Raw genomic sequence first — 11,634 nt, 5'->3', positions numbered from 1 at the left:
GCTTCGGTCGAAGCGGGTGTCACCCCATGTCTTGCGGCACTCCGCCGCCATGGAGTTGCTACAAGCTGGCGTCGCTCGATCATTGCCCTGTGGCTGGGCCATGAGGCGATGGAAACGACGCTGACCTATCTTCATGCACATCTCGAACTGAAGGAATCTGCACTCGCAAAGCTGAAGCCGTACGAACGCGTCAAGGCCGAGCGATTTCGACCAAGCGACCGGCTTCTGGAATTCCTGAACGCCCTCTCACCATGAGAAATATGCCGGGTGTCATCCACCGGCACCCGGCCAAACCTGCCGGGAACGCCCGATAGACCGTTATTATCAGAAGAGGCATTCGGCATCGTTCGCCAGTCGGTATAAACAGCCGAGATAAACGACGTCGATCCGGAGGCCTGGCTCACCCAAACCCTCGAGCGCATCGCCAAAGGATGGCCCAGCAGCGATATCGATGCACTCATGCCCTGGAATTAGACGGGCTGAACGGTCTCAGCTTGCCGCTTACCGCCTTCTGAGGGCGCGCTGCGTTTGTTTCGCCAAAACGCAATAAATAAGTATCTGGCGTAGGATGCCGTTGCAGGTACGCCGCATTTCGAGTGCGGTGCATTCGACCACTCTGCCACCTCTCCGGCGCGCTGTGGTAAGCGGGCCGTTCATAGCCACAGCCATGGCGCCATGCTGATCAGGTTAGCTAAGCGATAAATTGCGCCGCGTGTGTGTCAATATGACCTAGACGGACAACGCACCCTGTGCCTTGCGGATGCCACTAAGGAACGAGGAGAACACATCTCCTGTCAGCCACTCGTCTTTCGAAGATGATAGACGCGTGAAGCGCTTAAATTGCGAGTGAAGCTCGGCGATTAGTTCAGCATCTTCTTTGCTGATTTTGTTCGTTCGTCTCCCGTGGGAAAGCCGCCAAGCCATCGCACCGATCTGACGGCGATCGAAGTATTCTGGATTACCTAACCGTTCTCTAAGTGTCTCAACAAGGGTGTCCCATTCGCCTTTTAGAATATCCATCATCTCATCGGCAGATGGCTCTGATTCAGTAGCTACTATGACACTTTCCTCATCAGGCAGTGAGCTATCGACAACCCTATTTATCTCCTCCTGGACCTCGACAATCCTTGATTTATCCATCTCGTCCAGCGCTTCCCGGACTTCTGTGAGTTGGTCAGAGATACGTTTAGAAAGACGGTCGATTCGGTCCTCCAGTCCCTTATACTCTTCAGAGAACCTCGTGGTTATCTCTTGTGCTTTTGCAACCAAGGTTTCGGTATCGGAGCGAAGAACAGACGCCGTCTCCTTCAATTCTGGAATAGCTCGCGTGAAATCGCTGATGGACCGGCCCAAACGGTCTGTAAACGCCAGTAGAACACCGCCAGGACCTAAAACCATTATCCCGATGATGGCGACGATCGGCCACGCAGCAACATCGAGAAACCTAATAAAGAAATCCATTTACGAGCTGCCTTACAATTTTACCGCGATCAACTAAAGATAGACTTGCAGCAAGTCTGATACAATTTCCATAGGTGATAAAGTTGACCACAGAGATTTCTCCGTAGCGTTGGTCTTAAGACAGGCTACCCTTCTTCATACGCCCGCCGCAGCAGCGCTTGTGCTTTCTCAAAATCCAACATCGACTTCAACGAAAGCTCTAGATCTCCTGTCCCGTGATGACCAATATTCCTCACGTCCCGAGAGAAGCCTTCCTCGAGTTCAACTGCGGACGGATTCACTTTAAGGTATGCCACCACACTGCGTGCCTGCGGATAGATCTGCAGGCACACGAAATTTTTGAGCCGCTTAAATCCTGTATATTGTTGTAACTCTTTCACCTGCACGTCGTCACCGAGCCCCAAGATAAATTGTTGCACGGCGTCGTAAATGTCGCGCAATTCGCTCGAAGACTGGGAGAGTCGATAGGACATTCGATTTCTCCAATAGGGATCGCTGTCGTCCGACTCGACCTTGGGGGAGGCCTCTGTCGTTGTAGCCTTACTGACCACCGGCCCGAAAGTCCTGGCTGACTTGGGCGCATGCACGAGTTCGATCATTAGCAAATTCTCGCCAAACTTACGGTAACGGATAAGTTCGATGTTTCGGGCAATCTGCTTGACTGCATGCTCATCATACCGCGTGAAATCGCCGGCGATACAAAGCAGACGCGGTGCAGTCCAATCGACAGCTTTAGCTACTTCCGGCCCCAGACGCTCCATCACCAGCCATTGAAATTCCTTGCGATGATCGAGCAACCAATCAAGATAAAAGAGCCCTTGATTGATAACATTCTCATTCACCGAACGCTTGTATTCGATAATGACTGGCGAATTGTCCTCGTCTACGCCCAGCGTATCAATCCTGCCGCCATGCACTGCACCGGTTGAATGTTCACTGGCAAGAAATCGGATCCCGAGCAAAGCTTCCAAATTCGCTTCAAATAGCTTTTGAAGTGACTTCTCGACCTGGACCGCAGCACCGGCGAGTTCAGTTACGTTTGGGCCATTGAAAGAAAATAGCTTTATATCGCTCAATATTCGCTCCGACAAACGACCAAAGTTGCAAAGAGCCTTCTATTCGCCTTTCAAGCGTTGTCCAGACAAATTGCCAGAGTGTCTCAATCTGTCTAGTGTTTGCGCGGACGCATGACGGGGAATACATACGTGACGACTTTGAGCCTTTCGCAGCTGGAAAACCATCTCTGGCGGGCAGCGGATATCCTGCGGGGATCGATCGATTCCGGCGATTACAAACACTACATTTTCGGCCTTCTGTTTTTCAAGCGCCTCTCGGATGTCTGGGAGGAGGAGTATGAGGAACGGCTGGCGCGCTATCACGATGCGGATCTGGCCGCTGATCCGGATGAGCACCGCTTCGATATTCCCAAGGGCCATTTCTGGAAGGATGTGCGCAAGCACACCACCGATATCGGCACGCATCTGAACGCTGCCTTCCGTGCCATTGAAGACGCGAACATGAAGCTGCGCGGCGTTTTCCAGGATGTCGATTTCAACAACAAGGAGCGCTTTCCGGATGCCATGCTGGAAAGGCTGCTGCAGCATTTCGAGACCTATCGGCTGCGGAATTCCGATGTCGAGCCGGATGTGCTGGGCCAGGCCTATGAATATCTGATTGCCCAGTTTGCCGATGACGCCGGCAAGAAGGGTGGCGAGTTCTACACGCCGAAGATGGTGGTGCGGCTGATCGTCGAATGCCTGAAGCCTCAAGAAGGCATGTCGATCTATGATCCCACCTGCGGCTCGGGCGGCATGCTCCTGGAGGCGGTGCATCACCTGGAGCGGCAGGGCAAGAACCCCAAAAGCCTGTCGCTGTTCGGTCAGGAGCGCAACCTCAATACCTGGGCCATCTGCCAGATGAACCTGTTCCTGCATGATATCGACGATGCGCAGGTGGCGCGCGGCGATACGCTGCTGGAGCCGAAACATCTGACCGGCGATAGCGTGAAGGCCATCCGCACCTTCGACCGGGTGCTAGCCAACCCGCCCTTTTCGCTGAAAAGCTGGGGCCATGATGTCTGGTCGAAGGGTGATGCCTATGGCCGCGACCGCTATGGCTGCCCGCCGAAATCCTATGGCGACCTCGCCTTCGTGCAGCATATGGTGGCGAGCCTCAAGGAAGACGGCATCTGCGGCGTGGTGCTGCCGCATGGCGTGCTGTTTCGCGGCGGAGCCGAGGGCAAGATCCGCGAGGGGCTGATCAAGGATGATTTGATCGAGGCCGTCATCGGCCTGGCACCCAACCTGTTTTACGGCGCGGGCATTCCGGCCTGCATACTCATTCTGCGCAAGCAGAAGCCGGCGGCGCACAAGGGCAAGATTCTGATCGTCAACGGGGGAGAGCAGTTTTTAGAAGGCAAGTCGCAGAATCATCTCTCGGAAGCCAATGTCGCCACGCTGGCGAAGGCCTATGGTGACTTTGCCGATGTCGAGCGGCTAGCGCGGATCGTGCCAGTCAGCGAGATCGAGGCGAATGACTTCAACCTCAATATCAGCCGCTATGTGCATCTGGGCGAAGAGGCCGCAGAGGTGGATGTTTCGGCGGAAGTGGAAAAGCTGGTCGAGCTTCAGGCCGAGCGGGATGCGGCAGAAGCGCGGATGATGGGCTTTCTGCGGGAGCTTGGTTATGTCGCGTGAGGTGCCAGACGGGTGGACACCGGTAAAGCTTGGCGCTGCGGCCTTGAACGTCGCGGAGAAGTGGGAGCCGGGTGAGCATGCTGAACCTTATGTCGGCCTTGAACAGGTGGGCCAAGGAACTGGCAGGCTTCTGGACATCGGCGTGTCGGACGGCCTTCAAAGCATCAAGACGCGCTTTCGCGCCGGCGATGTCTTGTTTGGAAAGCTTCGACCGAACTTGAAGAAAACAGCACTTGTTGATTTCTCGGGGATCGCATCGACAGACATCCTGGTTATCCGTCCAAGTGAGCGCATGACGCCTGAGTTCGCGTTCTATCGGGTAAGTTCCGATGAAGCCTTCGACTATGCCATCAAGTCTGCTGCTGGCACAAAGATGCCTCGGACGTCCTGGAAGGACATGGCAGACTTTGAGTTTCCTCTCCCTCCACTGCACGAACAGCGAGGCATAGCGGAAATCCTGTCCAGCGTCGATGAGGCCATTGCGGCAACGCGGGCGGTGATCGAGCAGACCAGAAAGGTCCGCTCCGAGATCCTTTCGACCTCGTTCCCTGAGGATCAGGCTGCCGGACCGTCAACTGCAAATGACACCTTCGAAGGATGGTCGGTAGAACCTGCTTCAAGCATATGCGAGAGCATCATCGACTGCAAAAATCGCACTCCTCCAGTGACCGAAGATGGTTACGCAGTTGTCCGAACGCCAAACGTTCGTAACGGTCGCTTTCGATATGAAGGACTTCAGTTCACTGATAAGCAGAGCTTTCAAGAATGGACGGCGAAGGGGATACCTAGAGCAGGCGATATTCTTTTCACCCGAGAGGCTCCATATGGCGAAGTCTGCATGGCCCCTGCAATGGCGTTTTGTCTTGGGCAACGGATGATGTTCCTGCGCCCAGACACATCTCGGGTTAGCTCCGACTTCCTATTGTATGCGCTCCAGTCTGGGCCGGTAAAAAAGGAGATGTTCCGGCGGGCTGGCGGTTCTACAGTCGGCCATCTGCGAGTGGGAGATGTTCGTGAGCTACCTATACCTGTGGCTCCCCGAGATGTTCAGTTGCACTTGACGTCCACCCTCAGGTCGCTGGATGTGGCGCTATACAGCAACGAGGAGAGCTTATCGCGCCTTGAGGGTTGCAAATTCGCCCTGATGTCTGACCTCCTAACCGGTCGCAAGCGCGTCTCCGACGCCCTGCCCATGGCTGCGGAGTAAGCGCCCATGAGCCACGGTCCCGAATGGCATTTTGCCGAGCGCCCAACGATCGAGCACATGAAGGCCATGGGCTATGGCTTTGTGATGCCGGTGGAGCACGCCACCTTACGCGATGGCGAAAATCAGGTTCTGTTTCGCCCGCATCTGGTCGAGGCGCTGATGCGCATCAATGGGATCGACCGCGCTTCTGCCGAGGCGGCCTATGGCGAGCTTGCGGCGATCAGCGACAATGAAGCCTGGCTGAAAGTGCTGCGCGGCGATTATGCCCGCAAGGTGACCGGCCAAGAGACGCGCCAGACGCTGCGGGTGATCGATTTTCTCGACCCCGGCAGTAACCAGTTCACCGTCACACATCAGCTCAGGGTAAAGGCGGAGAATACGCGCAAGCCGGATGTCGTTGTTTATGTGAACGGCATCCCGCTTGTCGTGATCGAGGCGAAAAGCCCGCTGAATGTGAAGGATAAGACCGGCGAGGCCTTTGAGCAGATCAGGCAATATGAGCAGGACATTCCGCGCCTGTTCTTCTCCAATGTCTTCAATATCGTCACCGATGGCGCGCTGGTGCTCTATGGCGCCACCGGCTCCGGCTCGAAGTATTACGCCGAATGGCGTGACCCGTGGCCGAAGGTGGAGGGTGATTTTCCCGACACGCTCGCCAAGGGCCTCTGCTGCCTGTTGGAGCCGAGCCGGCTGCTGGACCTGATCGCGCATTACGTGGTTTTCGAGAAGACAGAGACCGGCACGGTCAAGAAAATCTGCCGCTACCAGCAGTTCCGCGCCGTCAATCGCATCGTTGAGCGGGTAATCGAGGGCAAGCACCGCCAAGGGCTGATCTGGCACACCCAAGGCAGCGGCAAATCGCTGACCATGGTGTTTGCCGCGCTGAAGCTGAAGACGCACCGGACGATTCAGTCCGAGCGGCTCACCAATCCGAATATTCTGGTGCTGACCGACCGGGTGGATCTGCATTCCCAGATCAGCGGCACCTTTGTCGCCTGCGGCCTGCCGAACCCGACGGCGATCGAAAGCATCAGGGATCTGCACGCGCTGATCCGCAGCGGCAAGGACGGGCATACGGCGCTTTCCACCATCTTCAAATTCCAGGGCTCGAAAGAGGCGATTGCCAATTCGGAAAACTGGATCGTGATGGTGGACGAGGCGCACCGGACCCAGGAAAAGGATCTCGGCGCCTACCTGCGCGCGACCCTGCCGAACGCCCGCTTCTTCGGCTTTACCGGCACGCCGGTGAAGAAGGACGACAAGAACACCTACGAGAATTTTGGCGTGCCGGGCGAAGGCTATCTCGACAAATACGGCATCGACGACGCCGTCGCCGATGGCGCAACGGTGCCGATCTACTATACCGGCCGCAAGACCGACTGGCATATCGATGAGGCGAAGATCGACATACTTTTCGAAACTTGGTTTGCCGAGTTTGATGATGACAAGCTCAACGAGATCAAGAAGCGCGGCGTGCAGATCGAGGATCTGGTCAAGCATCCGCGCCGCATCAAGCTGATCGCCTACGACATCTGGACGCATTTCAAGCAATATGCCCAGCCTGATGGCTTCAAGGCGCAGATCGTCGCCATCGATCGCGAGGCGGTGATCCTCTACAAGCAGGCACTGACCAAGGTCATTGCCGATGATTTGGTGGCGCAGGGCGTGGCGTCCGAAGAGGCGCTTCGCCAGGCCGACGCCATGTCTGCCTGCGTATATTCTGTCAATCAGGAAGACGGCAAGCCGAGTGAGGACGCCCACAAACAGGCCATCCGCACCGCATTGAAGGCGAATTATCTGGATGCCGAGGCCGAAAAGCTGGCAAAGAAGGCCTTTGGCCGCAAGGGCGAAGATCCGCAATTCCTCATCGTCTGCGACAAGCTTCTGACCGGCTTCGACTGCCCGATTGAAAGCGTCATGTATCTGGACAAGCCGTTGAAGGAACACGGGCTGCTGCAGGCGATCGCCCGCACCAACCGCGTATCCGACGCAAAGAAGCGCAATGGGCTGATCGTGGATTACATCGGCGTGTCCGGCCATCTGGAGGAGGCACTGTCCTCCTATCGCGCCGACGACGTGAAGAACGCCATGCGTAATCTGGACGATTTGCGCAATCAACTGCGCGCAGCACATTCTGCCACGGCCGCGCTGATGAAGCCGCTGAGGCGCAAGGCGAGCGACAAGGACGCGCTGAAGGCGGAATATGATGCCTTCGTGATGCTGCTGGGCACCGAGGATAAGTGGTTCGACTTCAAGGCCAGGGCGCGCAGCTTCATTGCGCTCTACGAGACGCTGAGCCCGGACCCGAGCGTTCTTGAGTTCACCGCCGATCTGAAATGGATTGCGAACTTCCTGCTCTACGGCACGCAGCATTTTGAAAAGCGCGAGGCCTTCGACCAGATAAATTACAGCGAGAAGATCCGCGAGATGCTGGAGACGCATCTGGAGGCGACGGGTCTCAGCGTCACCGTCAAGCTGCGCCACATTACCGACCCGGAATTCTGGGAGGATTTCGATCCTGCCGACAAGACCGAGGAAGATCTGATGACGGCGGCAATCCGTAAGACGACCGAGCTGCGCAAGACCGTGACCGAGCGCATCGACGACAGCCCGCATCAATATGGCAAATTTTCCGACCGCCTGCGCCAGCTTTTGGAAAAGCTGGAAAGCGCGCAGTTCTCCTGGTCAGAAAAGTTGAAGGCCGCGGAAGAAATGGCCATGGACATCACGGCTGAAGATGCGGCTCATGTTGAGGCGGGCCTTTCTCCCGGCGCCTACGGCATTGTGCAGATCCTCAACGATTTTACGTCTGACCTCGAGGCAACAGATCTGGCGATCCAGCTGGAGAAGCTTTACACCGACCCGGTAACGGCACCCGCCGACTGGTGGGAGAAAGATGGTTTGCGCCAGAGCCTGCGCCAGAAGGTTCGCTCCATGGTGCATCATGCCGGACTTACCCAGCTCAAGGAAATTCCGCAGGAAATCGAGGCCTACGCGCTCAAGCATTTCGCGAGGCAGTGATATGCCCGTCTATCGCATCGGCAATCGCGATATCGAATACACGCTTCGGCGATCGGCCAAGGCGAAAAAGGCGAGCCTCAGCCTGACGCCACAATCTTTCGAGCTGCTGGTGCCTCAAGGTGCCAGTGATGAGCAGATAGGTGCCGTGCTGGACCGTCGGCGCGGCTGGATCATCCAGACGATGCAGCATATGGAAGAGCGCGCCAAAGCCCAGACACGCGTCTACCAGTTCGTGACCGGCGCCAAGATCCCCTATCGCGGGCGGATGACGAGGCTCACCATCGATCCCTTCGACGGCTCCCTCGTCGAGGTCAGCTTCCGCAACGGCTTCCAGATCCGCAAGCCCGCCGATCTGTCCCCCGAGTCATCCGATGCCATCATCGAAAGCGCTCTCCGGCTATGGCTCAAACGCCGTGTGCGCGACGACGCCCGCGACTTCGTCCGCAAGCATGGCGAGCGCCACGGATTGAAGCCGCGCGGGGTGGGGATCAAAGACCAGAAGCACATGTGGGGCAGCTGCGGCCAGGACCGGCAGATCAATCTCAACTGGCACCTGATCTTCGCGCCTAAACCGGTGCTCGAATACGCCGTTGTCCACGAAATGTGCCATCTGAAGCACCGCAATCATCAATCGGAGTTTTGGGACTTTGTTGGGCGTGTGCTGCCGGACTGGGAGGGGCGTAAGGCTTGGCTCGACAAGAACGAGCATTTGTTGGGGTGGGAGAAGGTGAAGGCGGTGAGATAATCAGACTGTTTTTTGGGGATCTTGGGGAGTGTGTCATATGACCAAGCCCATTTGAGGAAAAGTTGTTAGCTTAAGACTCTCTAATCTTGCGGTAGGCGTTGTTCTATGCAATCTACGAGCGAGTAAAAGAGAGCTAAAATGGCGAATATTATTGAGCGCGTACAGGTAACTGGATTCTGGGGCGAAAAGTCCGTAGATGTGCGGTTTTCAGCGCTAAACAACTTCATTATCGGAGTGAATGGCTCAGGTAAAACGACGTTCATAAATCTACTCAGTGGGTGCCTGAGACTAGATTTCGATGTTCTGAACAAAATCGCCTTCGATGAGATTATAATTACGCTCAAGACCCTCGGGAAAAACCAGAAGCCCATTATTCGGGTCAAAAAGACCTCTGTGAATGAGTATCTTTCGCACATCACATACGTTGTAAAGACGAGCACATCGGGGGCAGTAGACACGTATGACTTCGAAGATTTCGCAGACATAGCTTTTGCTCGACGTCGGCGAAATGCACCTTCTCAGGACCTTAACCATGCGAGCCTAAGGAACCAACTTCGAAGCTTAGTAGAGTTGTCATGGTTGCCGCTATGGCGCTTTCAGCCGTCCCGTGCACTCGAGTTCGATGAGAGGATGCCAGCCTCTGTTGAAGCAAAACTCGAGCAGGTCAAGAAAGATTTCGCAACCTATTTCTCTTCACTTCAAGCAAAGGCTCAACGGGAAACGGACTTGTTTCAAGAGAAAATTTTTCTCTCACTTATCCATCAAGCCGATAGAAGAGCGCCTCTTACGACCGACATTGTGGACCTTGTAGCTGAGCAAGCAGAACTTGAAGCTATATTTAAAGAGTTCAATATGGATCGCGCAAAATACAGGCGTTCCATCGTTTCTCACTTCGAAAACGTAAAAACAGCTGTTTCTAAAATTAAAAGGGAGAGCAGTGAGAGTCTTAGTCAAACGGATTTCGTATCGCTAATTGATAATCAGCGTATTCATCGTTTGGTCCACGACTGGAGGCAGCTTCAGAAGACCAGAAAGGATATATATTTCCACCGCAGCATGTTCATCTCGATACTTGACGATCTATTTACGAGAAAGACCGTTCGAATTACTGATCGGAATGAAATCGAAATCGTTACGCAGTCTGGTAAGCCGTTTGGACCCGACGTACTTTCTTCAGGCGAGAAACAGCTATTCGTAATGCTTGGCGAAGTCTTGCTTTTCGAGCAAAGACCGTTCGTTTTGATCGCTGATGAGCCGGAATTGTCACTGCACGTTGCTTGGCAGTCTGCTCTAGTCGAAAGCATTAGACTACTTAGCGGCAGAGTTCAGATCATCTTTGCAACGCACTCCCCCGATATCGTAGGCGAAAATGAAGCAGACATTATCGAGCTCGAGGAGCACATTCTTTGAGCTTTCGTCGGAGCAATGCAGGAATATCAAATTACAAAAGATTTTTGAAAGTTGACTACACAGTCTACATTGAAGGAAAATCTGATGTAAAATACTGGAAAACGATGTTTGAAGTCTTTAGGCCCGAACTAAGGATCGATCTTAAAAAAAGAGACGGTGTTAAAAACCTAACCGATATTGTTGCTGGTATAGCGAATGGTTCGATCAAGAACGTACTCGTTTGCCGAGACAGCGATTATGAAGTTGTTAGCGGTGAAGGTGTCGAACATGCTAACATTATATACACGTACGGGTATAGTTTCGAGAACGATTTTTTCACCGCTGCGTCGGCTGTCAGCGTAGTCAAGTTTCTTTCGAGTGAACCCGTCAATTCAAAACTAATTAAGAGAGCATTTAGCCAGTATTACCGGTCGCTAACCAAAATAGGGGAGTGGCTCCTAAGGATGGACATTTCTTATGGGGCGAATGGAAATAATCTAATTAATAGAAGTAACCCTAAACATCTACTGTTTGAAGAAAGTGGAGCAAAATTAAGCTTTGACATCAATCAGATCGTATCAGGATTAAAGCACCTGACAGCCGGGCGGAAAAAGATCAATTTTGAGCCTTTTGGTAAAGTTTTTCCAAGGTACTACTGCGGCCATTCGATTTTTTTTATTTTAATCGGATGGTGTAGGACGATCGCTCGTCGATTGTTTCCGAAGCTACCCAACGCAAGTGAGGTACTGATCAGAAATCATCTTCTCAGTCATTTTGAGTCGGTAGCAAATTCCGATGCGTTTAATCACGTGAGATCAAAGCTCTTGGCAGTTTAACACAAAATTGTTTCCGGCCGAGATCAAATATTCTCCGTCAGTGATGCAAATATCGCGCGTCGAACTCAGGAAACTCTGCCACCTCTATCCAAGGCTTGAGTGTGTCCGTGAACCGCGCCGGGTTTGCCGGAGGCTGTTTGGTTTAAGTGACCTTGCCCCCAAGTTTTATCCAGTTTTGAGTTCGCTCCAGCGGTTTTGGGTTGCTGTATTCGGGGCGGTAGCGGCGGGTTGCGGTGCGGAGCCATTCCGGCTGCGCAGCACCGCATCACGCGGGTTGAT

The 11,634-nt window shown here is 54.1% G+C and carries 9 protein-coding genes and 1 pseudogene; 8 read left to right on the top strand and 2 right to left on the bottom strand.

The window, feature by feature from the left end; genetic code table 11:
* The first annotated feature begins 108 nt into the window (after positions 1–108).
* Positions 109–255: a hypothetical protein gene (locus QZ862_RS01700; protein ID WP_296097139.1), complete on the top strand. Its 147-nt coding sequence runs from the start codon at positions 109–111 to the stop codon at positions 253–255.
* A 102-nt stretch (positions 256–357) separates the two neighbouring features.
* Positions 358–474, top strand: a pseudogene (locus tag QZ862_RS01695) (transposase domain-containing protein); the annotation flags it as partial.
* A 255-nt stretch (positions 475–729) separates the two neighbouring features.
* Here QZ862_RS01695 and QZ862_RS01690 read toward each other — a convergent pair.
* A complete protein-coding gene (locus QZ862_RS01690) occupies positions 730–1,461 on the bottom strand; it encodes a methyl-accepting chemotaxis protein (RefSeq protein WP_112957061.1) in 732 nt (243 codons plus the stop codon).
* A 125-nt stretch (positions 1,462–1,586) separates the two neighbouring features.
* Positions 1,587–2,537: a DUF5655 domain-containing protein gene (locus tag QZ862_RS01685; protein ID WP_112957093.1), complete on the bottom strand. Its 951-nt coding sequence runs from the start codon at positions 2,535–2,537 to the stop codon at positions 1,587–1,589.
* A gap of 129 nt (positions 2,538–2,666) precedes the next feature.
* Here QZ862_RS01685 and QZ862_RS01680 point away from each other — a divergent pair, with 129 nt between their 5' ends.
* The 6 genes from QZ862_RS01680 to QZ862_RS01655 all read left to right on the top strand — a co-directional run bounded on the left by QZ862_RS01680 (position 2,667) and on the right by QZ862_RS01655 (position 11,355).
* Positions 2,667–4,157, top strand: a complete 1,491-nt coding sequence (locus QZ862_RS01680; protein ID WP_296097134.1) for a type I restriction-modification system subunit M — start codon at positions 2,667–2,669, stop codon at positions 4,155–4,157.
* On the top strand, positions 4,147–5,364 hold the full coding sequence (locus QZ862_RS01675; protein ID WP_296097133.1) for a restriction endonuclease subunit S: 1,218 nt from the start codon (positions 4,147–4,149) through the stop codon (positions 5,362–5,364). The genes QZ862_RS01680 and QZ862_RS01675 overlap by 11 nt, the downstream gene beginning before the upstream one ends.
* A gap of 6 nt (positions 5,365–5,370) precedes the next feature.
* A complete protein-coding gene (locus tag QZ862_RS01670; protein WP_296097131.1) occupies positions 5,371–8,385 on the top strand; it encodes an HsdR family type I site-specific deoxyribonuclease in 3,015 nt (1,004 codons plus the stop codon).
* Between the two features lies 1 nt (position 8,386).
* Positions 8,387–9,130 (top strand): SprT family zinc-dependent metalloprotease, encoded by a 744-nt coding sequence (locus tag QZ862_RS01665; protein WP_296097129.1) that lies wholly within the window; start codon positions 8,387–8,389, stop codon positions 9,128–9,130.
* A gap of 138 nt (positions 9,131–9,268) precedes the next feature.
* Entirely contained in the window at positions 9,269–10,540 is a 1,272-nt protein-coding gene (locus tag QZ862_RS01660) for an AAA family ATPase (RefSeq protein ID WP_296097127.1), read from the top strand.
* Complete coding sequence (locus QZ862_RS01655) at positions 10,537–11,355, top strand: DUF4435 domain-containing protein (protein WP_296097125.1); 819 nt, start codon at positions 10,537–10,539, stop codon at positions 11,353–11,355. Before QZ862_RS01660 ends, QZ862_RS01655 begins: the two co-directional genes overlap by 4 nt.
* The last annotated feature ends 279 nt before the right edge of the window (positions 11,356–11,634 follow it).

The sequence above is a fragment of the uncultured Agrobacterium sp. genome (assembly GCA_913777615.1).
Taxonomy (GTDB): domain Bacteria; phylum Pseudomonadota; class Alphaproteobacteria; order Rhizobiales; family Rhizobiaceae; genus Agrobacterium.
The sequence above is the reverse complement of the archived record's forward strand: the minus strand, read 5'-3'. Positions and strand labels throughout refer to the sequence as shown.

Coding starts and splice junctions, on each gene's coding strand:
- QZ862_RS01700 (WP_296097139.1), top strand. CDS start 109: ATGGAAACGACGCTGACCTATCTTCATGCACATCTCGAACTGAAGGAA.
- QZ862_RS01665 (WP_296097129.1), top strand. CDS start 8,387: ATGCCCGTCTATCGCATCGGCAATCGCGATATCGAATACACGCTTCGG.
- QZ862_RS01690 (WP_112957061.1), bottom strand. CDS start 1,461: ATGGATTTCTTTATTAGGTTTCTCGATGTTGCTGCGTGGCCGATCGTC.
- QZ862_RS01670 (WP_296097131.1), top strand. CDS start 5,371: ATGAGCCACGGTCCCGAATGGCATTTTGCCGAGCGCCCAACGATCGAG.
- QZ862_RS01660 (WP_296097127.1), top strand. CDS start 9,269: ATGGCGAATATTATTGAGCGCGTACAGGTAACTGGATTCTGGGGCGAA.
- QZ862_RS01675 (WP_296097133.1), top strand. CDS start 4,147: ATGTCGCGTGAGGTGCCAGACGGGTGGACACCGGTAAAGCTTGGCGCT.